Annotated in this window: 15 protein-coding genes and 1 pseudogene; 7 read left to right on the plus strand and 9 right to left on the minus strand. The window is 71.0% G+C overall.

The window, feature by feature from the left end; translation table 11 throughout:
* Positions 1 to 183: 183 nt before the first annotated feature.
* The 4 genes from ABZ208_RS37295 to rpe all read right to left on the minus strand — a co-directional run bounded on the left by ABZ208_RS37295 (position 184) and on the right by rpe (position 4,696).
* Entirely contained in the window at positions 184 to 1,059 is an 876-nt protein-coding gene (locus tag ABZ208_RS37295) for an RNA polymerase sigma factor SigF (RefSeq protein WP_356913895.1), read from the minus strand.
* Between the two features lie 146 nt (positions 1,060 to 1,205).
* Complete coding sequence (locus ABZ208_RS37300) at positions 1,206 to 2,648, minus strand: GuaB1 family IMP dehydrogenase-related protein (protein WP_356913896.1); 1,443 nt, start codon at positions 2,646 to 2,648, stop codon at positions 1,206 to 1,208.
* Between the two features lie 224 nt (positions 2,649 to 2,872).
* Positions 2,873 to 3,883, minus strand: a complete 1,011-nt coding sequence (locus ABZ208_RS37305; RefSeq protein ID WP_356913906.1) for a sugar-binding domain-containing protein — start codon at positions 3,881 to 3,883, stop codon at positions 2,873 to 2,875.
* A gap of 126 nt (positions 3,884 to 4,009) precedes the next feature.
* Positions 4,010 to 4,696 (minus strand): ribulose-phosphate 3-epimerase, encoded by a 687-nt coding sequence (rpe, locus tag ABZ208_RS37310; protein ID WP_356913897.1) that lies wholly within the window; start codon positions 4,694 to 4,696, stop codon positions 4,010 to 4,012.
* 274 nt (positions 4,697 to 4,970) lie between these two features.
* Here rpe and ABZ208_RS37315 point away from each other — a divergent pair, with 274 nt between their 5' ends.
* Together ABZ208_RS37315 and ABZ208_RS37320 are read left to right on the plus strand one after the other, a co-directional pair.
* A complete protein-coding gene (locus ABZ208_RS37315; RefSeq protein ID WP_356913907.1) occupies positions 4,971 to 6,341 on the plus strand; it encodes a S41 family peptidase in 1,371 nt (456 codons plus the stop codon).
* A 166-nt stretch (positions 6,342 to 6,507) separates the two neighbouring features.
* Entirely contained in the window at positions 6,508 to 8,415 is a 1,908-nt protein-coding gene (locus tag ABZ208_RS37320; protein WP_356913908.1) for a cellulase family glycosylhydrolase, read from the plus strand.
* 102 nt (positions 8,416 to 8,517) lie between these two features.
* Here ABZ208_RS37320 and katG read toward each other — a convergent pair whose 3' ends face one another.
* Positions 8,518 to 10,749 (minus strand): catalase/peroxidase HPI, encoded by a 2,232-nt coding sequence (gene katG, locus ABZ208_RS37325; protein WP_356913898.1) that lies wholly within the window; start codon positions 10,747 to 10,749, stop codon positions 8,518 to 8,520.
* 446 nt (positions 10,750 to 11,195) lie between these two features.
* Between katG and ABZ208_RS37330 the strand changes: the two genes are divergently transcribed.
* The 4 genes from ABZ208_RS37330 (at position 11,196) to ABZ208_RS37345 (ending at position 13,529) form a co-directional block, all read left to right on the plus strand.
* Positions 11,196 to 11,606 carry a transcriptional repressor gene (locus ABZ208_RS37330; RefSeq protein WP_356913899.1) on the plus strand — a complete coding sequence of 137 codons (411 nt, stop codon included), beginning with the start codon at positions 11,196 to 11,198 and terminating at the stop codon, positions 11,604 to 11,606.
* Positions 11,607 to 11,691: 85 nt separating this feature from the next.
* Positions 11,692 to 12,054 (plus strand): hypothetical protein, encoded by a 363-nt coding sequence (locus ABZ208_RS37335; RefSeq protein WP_356913900.1) that lies wholly within the window; start codon positions 11,692 to 11,694, stop codon positions 12,052 to 12,054.
* 228 nt (positions 12,055 to 12,282) lie between these two features.
* A complete protein-coding gene (locus ABZ208_RS37340; RefSeq protein WP_356913901.1) occupies positions 12,283 to 13,281 on the plus strand; it encodes a hypothetical protein in 999 nt (332 codons plus the stop codon).
* Positions 13,282 to 13,346: 65 nt separating this feature from the next.
* Complete coding sequence (locus ABZ208_RS37345) at positions 13,347 to 13,529, plus strand: hypothetical protein (RefSeq protein ID WP_356913902.1); 183 nt, start codon at positions 13,347 to 13,349, stop codon at positions 13,527 to 13,529.
* A gap of 136 nt (positions 13,530 to 13,665) precedes the next feature.
* Here the strand turns inward: ABZ208_RS37345 and ABZ208_RS37350 are convergent, their stop codons facing one another.
* Together ABZ208_RS37350 and fmt are read right to left on the minus strand one after the other, a co-directional pair.
* Complete coding sequence (locus ABZ208_RS37350) at positions 13,666 to 15,105, minus strand: transcription antitermination factor NusB (protein WP_356913903.1); 1,440 nt, start codon at positions 15,103 to 15,105, stop codon at positions 13,666 to 13,668.
* An 82-nt stretch (positions 15,106 to 15,187) separates the two neighbouring features.
* Entirely contained in the window at positions 15,188 to 16,132 is a 945-nt protein-coding gene (fmt, locus tag ABZ208_RS37355) for a methionyl-tRNA formyltransferase (RefSeq protein WP_356913904.1), read from the minus strand.
* A 321-nt stretch (positions 16,133 to 16,453) separates the two neighbouring features.
* Between fmt and ABZ208_RS37360 the strand changes: the two genes are divergently transcribed.
* The gene (locus ABZ208_RS37360; protein WP_328402888.1) at positions 16,454 to 17,008 is read left to right on the plus strand and encodes a hypothetical protein; all 555 of its coding nucleotides are present in this window, start codon (positions 16,454 to 16,456) and stop codon (positions 17,006 to 17,008) included.
* 490 nt (positions 17,009 to 17,498) lie between these two features.
* Here the strand turns inward: ABZ208_RS37360 and ABZ208_RS37365 are convergent, their stop codons facing one another.
* A complete protein-coding gene (locus ABZ208_RS37365; RefSeq protein WP_356913905.1) occupies positions 17,499 to 19,643 on the minus strand; it encodes a primosomal protein N' in 2,145 nt (714 codons plus the stop codon).
* Positions 19,644 to 19,762: 119 nt separating this feature from the next.
* Positions 19,763 to 19,839: pseudogene (locus ABZ208_RS37370) on the minus strand.
* Positions 19,840 to 20,193: the final 354 nt, after the last annotated feature.

Raw genomic sequence — 20,193 nt, forward strand, 5'->3', positions numbered from 1 at the left:
GGGTGTGGGGCAACTGGGTCTGCCCGCCGAAACACACAGACCCCCCGCCCACCCCCACCCACCCCGGCCCCGCCCCCCGCGGCGGCGCCCTGGTCGACCAGGACGCCGCCTCCTCCGTGGGGGAATGGGTTCATGACGGGCGTGCCGGATCCGCCACCATCCGGCTCGCGGCCCGAGGCGCGGTCACTCCACGACGAGCAGTCCTTCTCGCAGCCGCCCGGTGATCCGCGTCAGCAGCCGCGAGACGTGCATCTGCGAGACCCCCAGCTCCTGGCCGATCTCGGACTGGGTCATCTCGTCGCCGAACCGCATCTGAAGGATCTTCCGGTCCCGGTCGTCCAGCTCCTCGATCAGCGGTTTGAGCGCCTGGACGTTCTCCGCGATCTCGAGATCGGAGTCGGGCGCTCCGAGCCGGTCGGACAGCGGGGCCGCGGCGTGGTCGGAGGCGTCGTCCATCGGCATGTCGATCGAACCCGCGGTGTAGCCGTTGCTGGCCACCACGCCCTCGATGACCTCCTCCTCGTCGAGCCCGAGATGCCCGGCGAGTTCGGCGGTGGTGGGGGTGTGGTCGAGCCGCTGGGAGAGTTCGTCGACGGCCTTGGCCAGATCGATCCTCAACTCCTGGAGCCTGCGCGGCACATGGACGGCCCAGCTGGTGTCCCGGAAGAAGCGCTTGATCTCACCGACGATGTACGGGACGGCGAAGGTGGCGAACTCGACCTCGCGGCTGAGCTCGAAGCGGTCGATCGCCTTGATCAGACCGATCGTGCCGACCTGGACGATGTCCTCCATCTGCTCCGCACGGTTGCGGAACCGGCCGGCCGCGTACTTCACCAGCGCCAGATTGAGTTCGATCAGGGTGTTGCGTACGTACTGGTATTCGTGGGTTCCTTCGTCCAGCGTGTCGAGCCGCCGGAAGAAGACCTTCGAGATCTCCCGGGCGTCCTTCGGTGCAACCTCCCCCGGGTTCTCCACGTCCGGAAGGTCCAGCTCTGCCGCAATCGGACGCTGTACTCCCACCTGCGTGAGTTCGGTCGGGACTGTGCTCACCGTGGACACTGCGTCCTCCCCTGCTCCGTTGTCAGTGCGAAGAGGCGCCTACCCCGGCTTCGGCCGGGCATGCCTGCGAAGTTGGGCGGATCCACCACGCCCGCCTCCGGCCGCCGCGAAGAGGCGGTGACCGGAGGCCGGCAGAGCGGTGTCCGTCAACTCCAGCTGGCGTGCAACGGCTTGCCCTCGGCGTAACCGGCGGCGCTCTGGATGCCGACGACCGAGTTCTCGGCGAACTCCTCCAGCGAGCGGGCGCCCGCGTACGTGCAGGAGGAACGGACACCGGCGATGATCGAGTCGATCAGGTCCTCGACGCCGGGGCGGTCCGGGTCGAGGAACATCCGCGAGTGGGAGATGCCCTCCTCGAACAGGGCCTTGCGGGCCCGGTCGTAGGCCGACTCCTCGCTGGTGCGGTTGCGCACGGCGCGCGCGGAGGCCATGCCGAACGACTCCTTGTACAGCCGCCCGTCGGCGGTCTGCTGCAGGTCGCCAGGGGACTCGTACGTGCCGGCGAACCAGGAACCGACCATGACATTGGACGCGCCGGCGGCGAGGGCCATGGCGACGTCGCGCGGGTGGCGCACTCCGCCGTCCGCCCAGACGTGCTTGCCGAACTTCTTCGCCTCGGCGGCGCATTCGAGAACGGCGGAGAACTGGGGCCGGCCCACACCGGTCATCATGCGGGTGGTGCACATGGCGCCGGGGCCCACACCGACCTTGATGATGTCCGCGCCGGCCTCGACGAGGTCGCGTACGCCCTCGGCGGCCACAATGTTGCCCGCGACAATCGGTACGTGCGGATCGAGGCCGCGCACCGCCTTCAGCGCGCTGATCATCGACTCCTGGTGGCCGTGCGCGGTGTCGACGACGAGGGTGTCGACGCCCGCGTCGAGCAACTGCTTGGCCTTGCCCGCCACATCGCCGTTGATACCGACGGCGGCGGCGATGCGCAGCGTGCCCGCGGCGTCGACGGCCGGGGAGTAGAGCGTGGCGCGCAGCGCGCCCTTGCGGGTGAGCACACCGGCGAGACGGCCTCCGGCGTCAACGGCGGGCGCATAGCGGCGGTTGGCGGCGTCGAGCGTGTTGAAGGCCTCGCGCGGATCGATGTCGGCGTCGAGCAGCAGCAGGTCCTTGGACATGACCTCGGACAGCTGCGTGAAGCGGTCCACGCCCGCCAGGTCGACGTCGGTGACGATACCGACGGGCCGCTGCTCGTCGTCCACGACGACGCCCGCGCCGTGCGCGCGCTTGGGCAGCAGGGACAGCGCGTCGGCCACGGTCTGGTGCGGGGTCAGGATGATCGGGGTGTCGAGCACCAGGTGGCGGCTCTTGACCCAGGTGATGACATCGGTGACGACCTCGATCGGGATGTCCTGGGGGATGACGACGAGGCCACCGCGGCGGGCGACCGTCTCGGCCATCCGACGGCCCGCGATGGCGGTCATGTTGGCGACGACCAGCGGGATGGTCGTGCCGGTGCCGTCGGGGGAGGAAAGGTCCACGTCCTGGCGGGAACCCACGGCCGAACGGCTCGGCACCATGAACACATCGTCGTACGTGAGGTCGTACGGCGGCTTCAGGTCATTGAGGAAACGCACGTGCTGAACATCCCAGTCGTTCGAGTTGGCCCCCGGGCATTTCAGCCGGGGGAAAACGCACGTACTTCAGTGTCCCATGACAGGCGATCGTCCGGCCCCGGAGAAACCTCCAGCTCATGGCTGCTTCCACAAGCAGATCCTCCAAATCTGCCCGCGGCGGGAACGCGCGGGTCCCGGCCACAGCGGCCGCCCGCCCCTTGTTCCCGGGGCCGTCCCGTGCCGGATCAGTCGTCGGGGTCGGCGCGCTCCAGCGCCGGACGCGGTCCGGGGGCCGCCGTCAGCAGCTGGTCCGCCGCGGCGGTGTCCGTCACAAGGCTCGTGACCAGACCCGAACGCAGGACCGCTCCGATCGCCTCCGCCTTGCGCTGCCCGCCCGCGATCGCGACGACCTCGGGGATACGGCGCAGCCGGTCGGCCTCGACCGTGATGCACCGCTCCCCCAGGTCACGGCCGACGCGCCGGCCCTCGGTGTCGAAGAGATGCGCGGACATCTCGGCGGCGACGCCCAGAGATGCGTAGTGGGCGCGCTCCTCGTCGGAGAGCATGTCGTGCACGGTGGAGATACCCGGCTCCCACGAACCGATGGAGACGCAGGCGACGGTGACCTTGTCGAAGTACTCGAAGGCTCGGGCGATCCCCGTCTGGTTGCGCAGGGCTGCCGCGGTGGCCGGGTCGGGCAGCAGCATGGGGGCGTAGATGGGGTGCGCCTCGCCGCCGGAGACCTGCGCCGCCCGCCGTACCGCCTCGACCGAGCCGCGCTCGGCGGTGCCCGCGTCGTACACGCCCGTCAGCTGGACGACCGTGCAGGGCGGCAGCCGGTCCAGCGCGGCCGCCATGTGGATCGTGGAACGGCCCCAGGCGAGTCCCAGCACATCGCCCTCCGCCACCAGCTCGCCGAGCAGGTCAGCGGCCACCTCGCCCAGGTTCTCCGGGTCGGGGGACTCGTCCATGCCTTCCGCGGGGGTCTCGACGACGACCGCGTGGCGCAGCCCGTAGCGTGCACGCAGGGCGTCGGAGCGTTCCGCGTCCAGCTCGGCGGGAACGCGAATCTCGATCCGTACCAGATCACGCTCGAGCGCCGTCTCCAGGACCCGGGCCACCTTGAAGCGGCTCACGCCGAACTCCTCGGCGATCTGGATCTTGGACTTGCCCTCGAGGTAGAAGCGGCGCGCCATGGCAGCCGCCTGAACCAGCTCGGCGGGTCCCATCCGCAGGGCTGGCCGTCCCGCCGACATTGCAGACACCGCGCTCTCCTCACTGCTGTACACACTCCGGATCCGCCATCCTGTCAGATCCGGTTGCTGTTGATCGGCCCTGATGGGCCAACATCGGTTGAACAAGCACAGCCGCCGAGCCGGGGCTCAGTGGCTGCACGCCCAGGCTGCCGAAGCGGTCGCCTGCGTCGCCTGGTCGCGCAGTGCCCGTACGGCCGCCGCCGGGTCCTGCGTGTTGTAGACCGCCGAGCCCGCGACGAAGACATCGGCGCCCGCTTCCGCGCACCGCTCGATGGTCGACGCCGACACTCCCCCGTCGATCTGGAGCCACAGCTCGAGGCCGTGCTTGGAGATCAGCTCCCGGGTGCGGCGGATCTTGGGGAGCATGATGTCCAGGAACGCCTGGCCCCCGAAGCCCGGCTCCACGGTCATGATCAGCAGCATGTCGAGCTCGGGAAGCAGGTCCTCGTACGGCTCGATGGGCGTGGCGGGCTTGAGCGCCATGGCGGCGCGGGCGCCCTTCGCCCTGATCTCGCGCGCGAGCCGGACGGGTGCGGCCGCGGCCTCGACATGGAAGGTGACCGATCCGGCCCCGGCCTCGACGTACTGGGGTGCCCAGCGATCGGGGTCCTCGATCATCAGGTGGCAGTCCAGCGGGGTGTCCGTCGCCTTGCTGAGCGACTCGACGACCGGCACGCCCAGTGTCAGGTTGGGCACGAAGTGGTTGTCCATCACGTCGACGTGCAGCCAGTCGGCGCCCTCGACGGCCCTGGCCTCTTGCGCGAGGCGGGAGAAGTCGGCGGAGAGAATACTGGGGTTGATCTGTACGGCCATGGGCCAAGCCTGCCACGTCCGGCGGCTCTTCCCCTCCCCGAGACGGGCATCGGTACGGACCAGAGACTCCCGAGCCCGGCACAGGCCTCGCAATCCCGGCGATTCGGTCCGCCTGCCCGTGCCGCGGAGGGTGGTTTTCCGGGGTGAGGGCCCGGGGCCTGCCCGACCCCGTATCCGCCTGCGGGCCGGATGTCCTCGGCCCGCCCGCCCCCGAGAGGGTTGAGCCACCGGTTCACTCAGCCACTCAGGGGGCACGCCCATGCGCCGTACGGCCATCACCTGCACGACCGTCACCGCCATCGCACTCGCGCTCGGAGCAACGCTCGTCACCGGCCCGGCGCCGGCGGCGGGCGCGAAGGACGCGCACGTCGAGGGGGTATGGCGCAGCGACGGTTACGGGGCTGTGTACGCGATCGACGAGGGGCGGCTGCGGGAGTTCCAGACCACGGCGGCAGGGTGCTTGCCGGGCGCCACGGCGAAGCGGACGGGCAGCGGTCACTGGGCCTCGTACACCACCAAGGACGGTACGGCCTTGGACGTACTGCCCGGGAAGCTGCGCTTCGCCGGGTCACCCGGGGAACGGGGACTTCGCCGCCTTTCGGCACTGCCCACCGATTGCACGCGGCCGGCGCCGAGCGGCCCGCTCGCCACGTTCGACGTCTTCTGGCAGACGTTCGAGGAGAACTATCCGTTCTTCGCCGCCAAGGGCATCGACTGGCATGCGGTCCGGGACCGCTACCGCCCCCGGATCAGCGACCGCACCACCGACGAGGAACTGTTCGCCGTGCTGAGCGACATGGTCCGGCCGCTGTACGACGCGCATGTGCGCATCACCGCGGGCGAGGACCGGTTCTTCTTCCAGAAGCGTCCCGGCACCGAGATTCCCGGGCCCGAACTGGATCAGCGGGTCAAGGCACACATCGAACGCCGCGACCTCGGCGGCCGTCCGCTCCAGGAGTTCGCCAACGGCCGCATCGGCTACGCGGACCTGCCCGGCGGCCAGGGCTATCTGCGCGTCACGGGCTTCGGCGGCTACACGGACACCGATCCCGAGACGTACGACGACTGCTCTGCGGCGCTGGACCGTGCCCTGGACGCGGTCTTCACGCGCGAGCGCACGGCCCGGCTGAAAGGCTTGATCATCGACCTGCGCATCAACGGCGGCGGATCGGACAGCCTGGGCCTCCGCCTCGCGGGGCGGCTGACGGACCGCACACACTTCGCCTACGCCAAGCGCGCCCGTAACCACCCGTCCGACCCGGCACGCTTCACGCGCCCCCAGCCCCAGTACGTCCACCCGGCCCGAGCCCCGCGCTACACCGGACCGGTCGCAGTCCTGACCGGAGGCTCCACGGTGAGTGCGGGTGAGACCGTCACCCAGGCCCTGATGCACCGCCCGGGCCGCACGGTCCGCATCGGAGCGCCCACCCAGGGTGTGTTCTCGGACGTGATGCCCCGAGTGCTGCCGAACGGCTGGCAGCTCATGCTCCCGAACGAGGAGTTCCTCACCCGAACGGGCCGCACCTTCGACGGCTCCGGCATCCCGCCCCACCTGACCGAACCGGTTTTCACGGACGCGGAGTTCGACCGCAACAGGGATTCGGCATTCGACCGCGCGGTGAGCGTACTGCGCCTCTCACGCTGAACGCTCCCGAGTGTCGAGCACCGGCGCTACTGGTCAACGTCACCGGACGCCCGCCATCATGGCGCAGACATGCCAATGACGACGCAGTGCGCCGGACGGGTCGCACTCTGCGAGGGAACGGGTGGTCGTGAACAGGTATTTCGTCAGGTGGGCGTCGGCCGCCGCGATGCTGGGCGTCCTGGCGGGCGCTTCGGTCGCGCCTCCGGCAGCAGCCGAGTCGGCGCCCTCCGCCCCCGCGCCTGCCGGGCATGCCACCGAACTCGCCGCAGTCCGGCCGGCGGAGGCATGGACACCTCCCCTGAGCACCCGGGGCCGTTACGTCGTCGACGCCGGCGGCAACCGGTTCAAGCTGATGTCGGGCAACTGGCACGGGGCGAGCGGCACATGGACCGGTTCGGGCAGTCCCGACGACCCGGCGAACAACCACGCGGGCGAGAAGTCGGACCGTATGCCGCTGGGCCTGGACCGCGCCCCGATGTCCGAGATCGTCGGCGGATTCCGGGAACTCGGTCTCAACAGCGTCCGCCTCCCCTTCTCCAACGAGATGGTCCACGACGCCCGCCCGGTCGCGGACGCCTCGGTGGCAGCCAACCCGGCACTGAAAGGGAAAACGCCTCTCCAGGTCTACGACGCCGCCGTCAAGGCCCTGACGGACGCGGGCCTCGCGGTGATCCTCAACAACCACACCAACACGACGCGCTGGTGCTGCGGCGTCGACGGCAACGAGCGGTGGAACGCGAGCCGGAGCACCGAGACCTGGGAGAGTGACTGGCTGTTCATGGCCCGCCGCTACCGGGACAACCCCCGGGTCGTCGGCGCCGATCTCTACAACGAGGTACGCCGGTCCGTCCTCGACGACCCCAACTGGGGCCTCGGCGACCGGCACGACTGGTTCGCCGCGTCACAGCACCTGGGAGACCGGATCCTTCAGGAGGCCAATCCCGACCTGCTGGTGATCGTCGAAGGAATCAACTGGACCGGAATTCCGGTGGACGGTCTCCCGCACGAACGGCCCACCCTCGAGCCCGTGCAACGGCTTTCGCACACCCTCGTGCGATCCGGAAAACTGGTGTACTCGGCCCACTTCTACGACTACACGGGACCGAACCACAGCGGAGCCACAGGCATCGGAGAGACCTCCGACCCCCGCTACCGCGACTTCAGCCGCTCCGAGCTGTACGACGTGCTGCGGCGGCAGGCCTTCTACGTCGCCTCCCAAACGGACCGGCACTTCACGGCACCGGTGTGGATCAGCGAGTTCGGCGTCGGTGGCCGGGAGGAGACCGGGGCGAAGCAGCGGGCATGGTTCCGCCACTTCGTCGACTTCCTCATCGAGACGGACGCCGACTTCGCCTACTGGCCTCTCGTCGGCTGGCACGAGGACCGCAAGGGCAACGGCTGGGCGCTGCTGCACTGGGACTCCGCGGGACGGAGGGCCGGCGTCTTCGACGGCGACGACTGGCGCGCCGAGCACTGGACGCGGCTGATCGAAGCACGGGGACGGACGGGCCAGGTCGCCCCGGCCGACCGCTGGTCGATGCTGAGCCCTGACCACGGGGACTTCGTCCAGTCACTGCGGATGCGCGAAGTGCAGGACTGGGACCACGGCGCGCGGAAGGCGGCGTGCCCGGACGACCAGCGACTTGCCGGGCTCAGCCATTCCGGCAGCCGGGGACTGTGCTCCGACGCCGGAGCCCGCGCTCTTCGCGCACCCGGCGGCGCCCATGAGGTGGTCCGCGACGAACGGCACGTCGAACCCGGCCGCGACTGGGCCTCCGGATACACCAAGCTCCAGTGTCCGCCGCGGCACTTCCTGGTCGGCTACAGCGTGCGCGGGGCCGCCGTGTCCGCCGCCCTGTGCGCCGAGGCGGGCGAACCGCTGGGGTCGGCGGGCCGGACCGTATGGTTCGACCGGTCCGACAACCGCCCGCCGGCGGCCGCCGGAGGCGACTTCGCGTACGGCCACCACAAGGGGCAGTGCGCGAACGACGAGTACGCCGCCGGTATCGCGTACACCGGCCGCCTGGGCTCGTCACGGACCCCGGATGCGCTCCTTTGCCGGAAGCTGCGCTGATGCCGCCACCGCCCCGCCGTACCCGGCGGATCAGGGCGGCGGAACGGTCCACGGGCTGAGGACGTCCAGACCGGCCGGCGCGGGCCGGCCTGGACGTCACGATCAGACGAGGTCGAACCGGTCGAGGTTCATCACCTTGTTCCACGCCGCGACGAAGTCGTTCACGAACTTCTCCTTCGCGTCGTCGCTCGCGTAGACCTCCGCGAGCGCGCGCAGCTCGGAGTTCGACCCGAAGACGAGGTCGGCCCGGCTGCCGGTCCACTTGACCTCGCCCGTGGCGGCGTCGCGGCCCTCGAACGTGTTCTGGTCCTCGGACGTCGCCTTCCACGTCGTGCCCATGTCGAGCAGGTTGACGAAGAAGTCGTTCGTCAAGGACCCGGGCGTCGTGGTGAGGACGCCGAGCGACGACTCCTGATAGTTCGCGCCCAGGACACGAAGCCCACCGACGAGGACCGTCAGCTCGGGGGCGCTGAGGGTCAGCAGGTTCGCCTTGTCCAGCAGCAGATACTCGGCCGGCAGGCGGTTGCCCTTCCCGAGGTAGTTGCGGAACCCGTCGGCGGTCGGCTCGAGCGCGGCGAACGACTCCACGTCGGTCTGCTCCTGCGACGCGTCCACGCGCCCCGGCGTGAAGGGGACCTCGACATCGAAGCCGGCGTCCTTGGCGGCCTTCTCGACACCCGCGGCACCGGAGAGCACGACCAGGTCGGCGAGGGAGATCTGCTTGCCGCCGCTCCGGGCGTCGTTGAAGTCCTTCTGGATGCCCTCCAGCGTGCGCAGCACCCCTGCCAGCTGGTCGGGCTCGTTGACCTCCCACCCGCTCTGCGGCTGGAGGCGGATGCGCGCACCGTTGGCGCCGCCGCGCTTGTCGCTGCCGCGGAAGGACGAGGCCGACGCCCACGCGGTGGACACGAGCTGGGACACCGACAGGCCCGAGGCGAGGATCCGCTCCTTGAGGGAGGCGATGTCCTCGGAGCCGACGAGCTCGTGCGTCACCGCGGGGAGGGGGTCCTGCCACAACAGCGTCTCGGTCGGGACCTCCGGGCCGAGATAGCGCACGATCGGGCCCATGTCGCGGTGGGTCAGCTTGAACCACGCGCGGGCGAAGGCGTCCGCGAACTCGTCGGGGTTCTCGAGGAAGCGTCGCGAGATCTGCTCGTATGCCGGGTCGAACCGGAGCGAGAGGTCGGTGGTCAGCATCGTCGGGGCGTGGCTCTTCGACGGGTCGTGGGCGTCGGGCACGGTGCCCGCCCCGGCGTCCTCCTTCGGCCTCCACTGGTGCGCACCGGCGGGGCTCTTGAACAGCTCCCACTCGTAGCCGAACAGGATCTCGAAGAAGCTGTTGTCCCAGGTGATCGGGGTGTTCGTCCAGATGCCCTCAAGGCCGCTGGTGATCGCGTCGCCGCCCTTGCCGGTGCCGAAGGAGTTCCTCCAGCCGAGGCCCTGTTCCTCGATCGGGGCGGCCTCGGGGTCGGCGCCGACGCTGTCCGCCGGGCCCGCGCCGTGGGTCTTGCCGAAGGTGTGGCCGCCCGCGATCAGGGCGACCGTCTCCTCGTCGTTCATCGCCATCCGGCGGAACGTCTCGCGGATGTCGCGGGCCGCGGCGAGCGGGTCCGGATTGCCGTTCGGGCCCTCCGGGTTGACGTAGATGAGGCCCATCTGGACCGCGCCGAAGGGATTCTCCAGCTCACGGTCGCCGCTGTAGCGCTCGTCGCCGAGCCAGGTGGTCTCGGGACCCCAGTAGACGTCCTCGTCGGGCTCCCAGACGTCCGCACGACCGCCGCCGAAGCCGAAGGTCTCGAAGCCCATCGACTCCAGGGCGACGTTGCCGGCGAGGATCATGAGGTCGGCCCACGAGAGGTTCTGGCCGTACTTCTTCTTGACCGGCCACAGCAGGCGGCGAGCCTTGTCCAGGTTCCCGTTGTCCGGCCAGCTGTTGAGGGGGGCGAAGCGCTGCTGGCCGGCTCCGGCGCCGCCGCGGCCGTCGCTGATCCGGTAGGTACCCGCGCTGTGCCACGCCATCCGAATCATGAACGGGCCGTAGTGCCCGAAGTCGGCGGGCCACCAGTCCTGCGAGGTCGTCAGCACCTCCGCGATGTCCTGCTTCACCGCCGGGAGGTCGAGGGTCTTGAACGCCTCCGCGTAGTCGAACTCCTCGCCGAGGGGGTTGGCCACGGCGGGGTTCTTGGCAAGGATCTTCAGGTTGAGCCGCTCCGGCCACCACTGGCGGTTTCCGCCGCCCTGAGTCGGGTGCGGGGCGCGCCCGTGCGCGACCGGACAGCCACCTCCGCCCTCCGTCTTCGCGTCTACGACGATTGCATCATGGTTCTCAGACATGGGAATCCTTCCGGACCAGACGGATCACGGTGCTCAGAAACTGCGGGCGGTGGAACAGCCGGGGGAAAGGCCCCGGTAGACGGCGTCGGCCTCGTCGACGAGAAGTCGTGGTCGCCGACGGCGGTGGGGCAGGGGGGCCCGCCGAGCGCGCACCCCGGAAGCAATCGCCTCGATGCCGAGGTGTTCACATCCTGGAAGGTCTCGGGCGGCGCGACGCGGACGGCCGTCATACACAGGCCGGCACCACCCAGCTCCTCGGCGGTAGTCCCGTCACGTCCCTGTCTCCTGCCCTACTGGAGTCTTCCTGTCCCTTGGCCGGCGCCAAAACCGATCCTACGATGGACAGAGTCCAAGTCAAGAAGCGCGCCAAGCCCATATCCAATCAGAAACCGGACGTCCACCGGTAAACTTCGGGCATCCCGCCGAATCTGAATAGGTGAACCGATATGAGTGACCTGCTGGAGCGACTGCGAGGGCGTGGCTGGCGGATGACCTCCCAGCGGCGTGTCGTTGCGGAGGTCCTCGACGGTGACCACGTGCATCTCACGGCCGACGAGGTGCACGCCAGAGCGGCACAGCGGCTGCCCGAGATCTCCCGGGCGACCGTCTACAACGCTCTGGGGGAGCTGGTCTCCCTCGGCGAGGTCATGGAGGTCTCCACCGACGGCCGCGCCAAGCGTTACGACCCCAACGCGCACCGTCCGCACCAGCACCTGGTGTGCTCCCGCTGCGGCACCATCCGCGACGTCCACCCGACCGGCAGTCCACTGGCCGACCTCCCGGCGGAGGAACGGTTCGGCTTCACGGTGTCCGAGGTCGAGGTCACCTACCGCGGGCTGTGCCCGTCCTGCGCCTGAGCTGCACGGCTCTGAGTACCTCGCATCCGCGACGTGAGTACGCGGACGGATGCGGCGGACCGGGGAGCTGACGTCTGATCGGGGCATGAACACAACGGAGTCCCGGTCGACGCCCGCAACCAAGGAGACGCGCTCCACGGACCGCACTGGCTTCGGCGGGCGCAGCAGCCGCTTCTGGTCCGTCCTGTCCGCCGTCCTCTTCGTGCCCGCGGCGCTGGCCGCGGGCGTGCTGACTCTCGCCTCCGAACGGGCGGGGCGCTGTATGACCTACGGGGAGCAGTGCGGCTCACCGCTGCCCGGGTGGCTGTTCGTGTGGGGCATCGGCCTGGCCGGTGTGGCGTGTGTCGTCGCACTGGCCGCACCTGCGGCACAGGTGCGTCGGGTGGCGTTGATCGCGCAACTCCTGGCGGAGTGCGTGGCGCTGATAGTGATCCTCAGTTACGCGTGACCCGCGGACTCCCGGGCCGCGCACCCATCCTCGCCGCCGCCCGCCCCGGGGGACACCGACCGACCTGGGGACTGCACCGCGCCCGCAGCGGCACGGCCCACGGACCAGCGAGAAGCGGCCGCTGATGCACTGGGCCGCCTTCCTGCCGCAAACGACATCAAAACCGGTGGCCAGACGCCGCGCTCGGACGGCTCGGCGCCCGCCATGTCGATTCCGGTGTGGATGGCCATGTCCAACCAGCGGCCGGACCCGTCACAGCCCGCCAGCGTCGCTCTGAAAGGCGACAACAGCTACAAGATCAAGAGCGAGATCGACGTGAGCTTCATCGTCGACAACTCCACAGGGAAGATCGTCTCCGGGAGTGAGTCGGCGGGCTACCGGGTCCGCATCGGCAACGCCCATCTGCCGCACTTCGTGACCGACATCATCCAGGCCATCGAAGCGGACTACGGGATTCCGAAGCCGGACATCGACTACATGACGTACGACGCTCTCGAGTACGGCCGTGACCAGATGATGCACCCGTACACGACCGGGGACACCCCGGGGCAGGCGTACTTCCCCCACTTCCGGGGGGCGCGACTGAACTCGGACAGCACCTGCGTGGACTTCCGTGCCGTCGGCGGCGGCGTCCACGGATACCGCCCGATGGTCGCGCACAAGCGCATCAACGACAACGTCAAGGCATGGGCGGACCGGGTGGAGTCGCATCTGGAGACCAACATCGGCATCCGGAACTTCGCCGGGGACATCTACTCGATGTTCTTCAAGAACGACGGCAACAACAACACTTTCGGCAGCTTGATGGGCAATGCTCCGCCGATCTGGCACGACATTGCCGCAGCGTTCTGCGCGGACGGCAGCGTCATACCCACGCACAAGGCCGACAACGATGACGCGGTTCCGGCCAACGGCATCGTCCATCAGAGCTACATGCCCGACCTGTACCTCTACATCGACGACCGGATGACCGACAACCTCGGCCGTCCGTCCAACGGCCGGATCAAACCGGGCGACTGGAAGAACTTCTCCAACATCCCCGGAGTCAACAGCATCGATGGGCACGCGTACGGAAAGTGCAATACCTACGAGCGCGGCAGCGGCGGCAACCCCTGGGCAGTAGACCCGCCTGTCCCGGTGATCGGTGACGGCCCGGGCAAACTTCCGGGCGAGGTCGTGCACTGTGACGATCCGAGCACCGAGTTCCTCGAGAACATCACGCCATAAAATCAACCGTAGCCCGGAGCCGCCCGCGCGGCGGCTCCGGGCACAGTACAGAAAGGGGAATCCGCGTGGGCTTGGGCATCATCATTGTGCCGCTGTTCCTCTATCTCGCCCTGATGACGCTGCTGTGCGTCAAAGTCGGTGACAAGACGTCATGGAAGGTGGGCTGGCTCATGGCCGCGGGCGGCGTGCTTCTCCCGCTCGCCATGTTCGTTGCCTTCATCATCTCATCATCGTCGACCGTGCGTTGACTCCCCCGCACAGTCGGCACCTGTACCGGATGCCCGCCGGAAGGGCAGGATCGGACCGGCATTGCGCAGTCGGCATGACCGCGGGTCTGCCGTGCCGCCGCGGGAGCCTGCGTGTGGGTCACATTTTTCACCTGAGTCACGCCGTGCGGCGCAGCAGTGCCAGATACATCGCGTCCGTGCCGTGCAGATGCGGCCACAGCTGCACGTCCGGTCCGTCGCCGAGCAGCGGGACGTCCGGCATCAGCGGGCGGGCGTCGATCCACTCCGCCTCGGCCGGTGCGGCGCCGCCGCGTCCCCGCAGGACGTCGTCGACCACGATCCTGGTCTCCGCGAGATGCGGCGAGCAGGTCGCGTAGCCCACCACGCCGCCCACCCGCACGGCACTCAACGCCTCGCGCAGCAGGCCGCGTTGCAGCGGTGCGAAGCCTTCGAGGTCCTCCGGTCGCCGACGCCAGCGGGCCTCCGGGCGGCGGCGCAGCGCGCCGAGGCCCGAGCAGGGGACATCGACGAGTACGCGGTCGAAGCTGCCGGGGCGCCACGGCGGGCGGGTGCCGTCGGCGGCGATGACCTGGTACGGGCCGGGGTTGCCGGCCAGCGCCCGCTCGACCAGCCGTGCGCGGTGCGGCTGCCGCTCGGAGGCGAGCAGTGAGGCGCCGCGTCCGGCCGCCATCGCCCCGAGCAGGGCCGCCTTGCCGCCCGGCCCCGCGCAGCCGTCGAGCCAGCGCTCGTCCGGACCGTCCAGCGGCGCGTTGGCCAGAGCGATCGCCACGAGCTGGCTCCCCTCGTCCTGGACACCGGCCCGGCCGTCCCGTACCGCCTCGATGGCACCGGGCTCGCCGCCCTCGGCCAGGCGTACCGCGTACGGGGACCAGCGCCCGGGCAGCCCGGAGTCCTCGCCGAGCACGTCGAGCAGTTCGTCGGTGGTGGCCCGGCCGGGCCGGGCCACCAGGGTCACCTCGGGCCGCTCGTTGTCCGCCTCCAGCAGGTCCTCGATGCCCGCGCGCCCGCCGCCGAGCGAGTCCCACAGCGCCGAGACGACCCAGCGCGGATGCGAGTGCACGACCGCGAGATGCTCCTCGGCGTCCTCGTCGTACGGCGGCGCGACCCGGTCCAGCCAAGCGTCCAGGTCCTCCTGCGCGATCTTGCGCAGCACGGCGTTGACGAACTTCGCCCGGCCGTCGCCGAGCACCACCCGCGCGAGCTCCACGCTCGCCGAGACCGCGGCGTGCGTCGGGATGCGCGTGCCCAGCAGCTGGTGGGCGCCGAGTGAGAGGACGTCCAGCACGGGCGGATCGACCTCGCGCAGCGGCCGGTCGATGCATGCCGCGATGATCGCGTCGTACGTGCCCTGGCGGCGCAGCGTCCCGTACACGAGCTCGGTCGCGAGCGCCGCGTCGCGCCCGTCGAAGTCGTCCTTCTCACGGGCCTTCTTCAGCAGGGGCGGCAGGACGAGGTTCGCGTACGCGTCCCGCTCGTCGACGGCCCGCAGCGCCTCGTAGGCGAGGATCCGCACGGGATCCTTCTGGGGCCGGCGGTACGGCTTGTGCGGGGGACGGCGACGTGCCTGCTCGTTCAAAGGTGCTCCGCTGGTGACATTCGTACTGATGAATCCGCTGGTACCCGGCGAATGGGGCCGGCTCAGAGAGGCGGGCCCGCTCTCAGCGTACGTCCGTCGTACCGAGCCGCTCGCCCGGGGCGATCCGCACCCCCCGCGCCCAGTCCGCCGCGCGCATCGGCTTCTTGCCCTGCGGCTGGACCCAGAGCAGCTCCACGGCGTGCGATCCGGTGCCGACGTAGACGTTGTTCTTGTGCACGTCGAGTTGGCCGGGCGCGAGATCCGCCCGGTCCGGCAGCGGCAGCAGATTGACCAGCTTGAGCCGCTCGCCCCGGAAGACCGACCATGCGCCGGGCGCGGGCGTGCAGCCCCGGACGACCCGGTCCACGCGCAGCGCCGGAGCCTCCCAGTCCACGTGCGCACTTTCGACCGTGATCTTGGGGGCGTGGGTGACGCCGTCGGCCGGCTGCGGCACCGCCTTCAGCGAGCCGTCCTCGATGCCGTCCATGGTGGCGGCGAGCAGCCCCGCGCCGGCGAAAGCGAGCCGTGTGAGCAGATCACCGCTGGTGTCGGTGGGCCGTACGTGCTCGGTGATCACGCCGTAGACCGGTCCCGAGTCCAGCCCCTCCTCGATCAGAAAGGTCGAGGCGCCGGTCATGTCGTCGCCGGCCAGGATGGCGTGCTGCACGGGCGCGGCGCCCCGCCAGGCGGGCAGCAGCGAGAAGTGAAGATTGACCCAGCCGCGTGCCGGGACGTCGAGGGCCACCTTGGGCAACAGCGCGCCGTATGCGACGACCGGGCAGCAGTCGGGGCCGATCTCGCGCAGCCGCGCCAGGAAGTCCTCGTCCCGCGGCCTGGCCGGCTTGAGCACCTCGATCCCGGCTTCCGCGGCGCGCTGGGCGACCGGGCTGGCCACCAGCCTGCGCCCGCGTCCGGCAGGGGCGTCGGGGCGGGTGACGACGGCCGCGACCTCGTGCCGGCCGGAGGTGATCAAGGCGTCCAGGGCGGGCACGGCGACCTCGGGGGTACCTGCGAAGACGAGCTTCATCGGTTGCTGACTGCCTCTCAGACGGGTACGTGCAGGTGACGGCTGTACGTGCGGCTGTCATCAGTGCAGCGCGACATGCGTTTGGCGTGCGGAAGCCCAAGGTGCCGGCATGCGGTGTGCGTGCGGTGACGACCAGCACACCAGTCTATGGGCCGTGGCGGCGGGGGCGTACGGACGGCCGCGCGCCCCACTCTGATGCGTACACGCCCCCGAAGCGTGACCAGATCGGCGGGTTGAGCGTTGGTCAAGACAGATTGACCCCACGCGGGCCGCCCTGACGCGGCCCGGCCCCTTTCCAACGCCGGTTCGAGAGGCTTTTTCATGGCCGACCACGCAACCCACGACGCCCAAGCCCGGGCAAGCCTGCACCTTCTGGTGCGGGACATCGAGCGGGTCCGCCGGCAGGTGGACGCACTGCGCACGCTCACCGCCCAGCTGGGCAATGTCTACCGACCGCGCCGCTCCGGCCCCTCCACGGGCTTCGTCGTCTACGGCAGGGCCCCGGCCCCGACCGTCCGCCTCGCACAGGAACTGCGGGACAGCGTCGAGACCCTGGTGACCGCGGCCGTGGACTTCGACCGTTCGCTGGGCTTCTCCTGGGATGCGGTCGGCTCGGCCCTCGGGGTCACGAAGCAGGCCGTGCACCGCAGGTACGGGGCCCGGCGGGCCGCAGCCCAGGCCGGACCGGCCGACGCCGAGGGGACGGGCGACGGCACCACGACCCGTACGCTGCCGAACCCGTCGGGCATGCCGGCACTGTCCCCGGTGCCCGCCGTACCTGCCGCGCGCTCGATGCCGCCGCAGCCGACGGCGAGCAGCCAGTCGCTCCGTGAGGAGCCGCGCACGAGCACCTTCCCGGGTCCGCGCAACGGCTGACGACCGCGGCGCGACCGAGGGGCCCCCGGGGCCTCCGGGCTTCGTGCCGGGGGCGCTCCCGGCACGCGGCCACGAGTCTGTGGCCCTTCCCGCAGGAGTCCCGGGGAGCTGGGCGCCAGGAACGGATCGGCACACGTGCCGAGAGACCTCGCACATCTGCCGGAGCACTGCGGCTTCCTGTCTGCAAGGCCCCGGGTTCGCGCCGCAGGCCGCGCTGCCCGGTGCGGACGAAGCACCGGCCGGTGCCCGGGACGACAGGCACCGGCATGAGCGCGTCCCGCCCGGCGGGTGCCCCGCCTCGACGCCGGATGCAGCGCATCGGCGGACGCCCGGGCCGAAGGGGCTGCGTCCGCCCGGCATCGGGTGCCTCGAGCCTGCCGCGGCCGATACGCGCCGGGCGAGAAGGGCCGGGCCACACGGGCGGACAGCCCGGCACGGCCCGGGCCGCACCCGGGCAGGGCCGGCACGGGCCCGGGCGTACGCGCCCGTGTCAGCCGATGTCCGGCGGGTCCACCCTGATCCGCACCGTCTCTGCTCCGCCCCGCGCCAGCCGCGCCGCCTGCGCCGTCTTCAGGGCGGTGGCCAGCGCGGCCCCGCTCCCGGGCGGCACTCTCAGCAGCGCCCGCTCCCACCGCTCCCCCACCGGAGGGTCCTTCGGCCTGCGCGTCCGTCCCGGCTCCGTGACCGGCAGCGGCACGGGCCCCAGCACCTCGGCGTCAGCGGGCAGCTCGGCCGTGACCAGGAACTCGGCAACAGCCTGAGGGCTGCCGGTCACCTCGGCCATCCTGGACACCGGCGGAAAGCCCAGCTCGGCCCGCTCGGCCAGTTCGCGCAGGGCGTGCCCGACGGGGTCCCAGCGCACCAGTGCCTGGACCGGCCGCAGCGTCGGCTCCGCCACGACCACGACCGTGCCGCCGTCCTGCTGTCCGCGCACCAGCGAACCCGCGGCGATCCAGCGGCGCAGCGCCTCCTCGCCCGCCCGCAGATCGGGCCGGCCCAGCATGGCCCAGCCGTCCAGCAGCAGCGCGGCCGCATAGCCCCCGTCGGCTACCGGCTCGGCGCCCGGTGTGGCCACCACCAGCGCGGGCCGCCCGGGTACGGAGTCGAGCACGTGGTCGCGCCCCGAGGTCCGCACGGGCACGGCGGGGAACGCCCGCCCCAGCTCTTCGGCCGTGCGGCGGGCGCCGACTATCTGGGCCCGCAGCCGCGTGGACCCGCATGCGGCGCAGTGCCACTGCGGCTCGTCGTGTCCGCACCACGCACACCGCAGCTCCCGCTCGTCCGGAGCCTGCAGCGGCCCAACACAGTGGCGGCACCGCGCGGGCGTCCGGCAGCGCTCACAGGCGAGCCGGGGCACGTACCCCCGCCGGGGCACCTGCACCAGCACGGGCCCGCTCTTCAGCCCGTCCCGCACCGCCTGCCAGGCGAGACTGGGCAGTCTGGCCGCCCGTGCGGCCTCGTCCCTGGCCAGCTCCTGGTCGCCCACGGTCCGCACCAGCGGCGCCGCGGCCCGCACCTGGGCCCGGTCGGCCACCAGCGGCACGGCCCAGCCGCTCTCGACGAGCTGGGCGGCCTCGACCGTGCAGCTCGTACTGCCCAGCAGGAAGCCGCAGGCGTCGTGCGCCGCACGCAGCTCCAGCACCTCGCGCACATGCGGGAACGGCGCGTTGTCGTCGCTGTGGCTGGAGTCGCCGTCGTCCCATATCGCCACCAGGCCGAGGTCCGGTACGGGGGCGAACATGGCGGCCCGGGTTCCCACCACCGCCCGCACCGACCCCCGGCGCACGGCGAGCCACTGCCGGTAGCGCTGCTCGGGTCCTGACTCCGCGGTGAGCACGGCATGCCGCCCGGCCCCCATCAGTGCGGTGAGCGCGGCATCCACCCGCGCCGCCCGCCTGCCGTCCGGTACGACGACGAGCGCGCCCCGTCCGGAGGAGAGCGTCGCGGCGACAGCGCGCGCCAGCTCGTCCGGCCAGTGCGGCCCGGGCAGCGCGGTCCACACGGCCCGTGGCGTGCCTCGGCCCGACAGCGCCTCCAGGAATGCCGGCCCGCGGCCGTATCTCGCCCAGGTGCCCGGATCGGGCGCAGGGGGCGGCGGCAGCGGCTCGGGTGAGGGCTTGGACTCGGCCCGCCCGTTGCGCGGCGGGACGGCGAGCTGCAGCACATCCGCCAGGCTGCCCGCGTACCGGTCCGCGACGGCTCGGGCGAGGGCGAGCATCTGCGGGCTGAGCACCGGCTCGGGCGAGACGACATAGGCGAGCGCGGCGAGCGCTCCGCCGTAGTCCGACTCCGCGCGGCGCTCGATCAGGAACCCGTCGATCAGGCCACCGCCTTCGCGCCGCCCTTCCCGCACCCGATGCGCTCCCGCCCCGAACCGCACCCGGACCCGCACCCCGGGCTGGGCCGACGCGTCGAGCTCCTCGGGTACGGCGTAGTCGAAGAACTGGTCGAGATGCAGTGCGCCCTTGTTGACCATCACCCGGGCGACGGGCAGCTCCTTGGCGAGCGGTGCCCCGCGCCAGGTGCGCGGCTTGGCCTTGGGCACCGCGGCCTTGCGCACGGTCTCCCGGATGAGCGCAAGCTGCTCCGGCCCACCGGCGGGGGGCTCTTCGGGCTGCTTGTCGTTGCTGCTCACAGCCACATACCTACCAGACGGGACCGACAGCCCGGCGTGCCCGAGATCGGAGCGGCCGCGGATCGCTCACGCCCTGGCGGGCGCGTCTGCCTTTGCCCACTCGGCCACACCGGCCCACGGGCCGGCGGCAGGATTCGAACCTGCGAGGGAACACGTCCCAGGAAGTATCCGCTGCCTGCGCACCGGGCACACCGGCGCATCGGTCTCCCGAGATCACACAGGCGGCGGAAAGAGGTTCCTTCACGGCGGGACACGTCCCGCTCCAGATGTATCCGTCGCCTTCGCACCGGGAGATCACGAGCGTATCGACGGCGCGTGCGGACCATCACGCGATTTAGACCCTGTCCGGGCGATCTTCGAGGATCAGCCTGCGGCGTCAGATGCGTGGGGTTCCCCAGGCCCACCAGGGCCGAGGCATGGGATCTCCCCAGGCCCCCCAGGGCCGAGGCATGGGGTCTCCCCAGGCCCCCCAGGGCCGAGGCATGGGGTCTCCCCAGGCCCCCCAGGGCCGAGGCATGGGGTCTCCCCAGGCCCCCCAGGGCCGAGGCAT

This window comes from Streptomyces sp. NPDC006208 (assembly GCF_040613775.1).
Classification (GTDB): domain Bacteria; phylum Actinomycetota; class Actinomycetes; order Streptomycetales; family Streptomycetaceae; genus Streptomyces.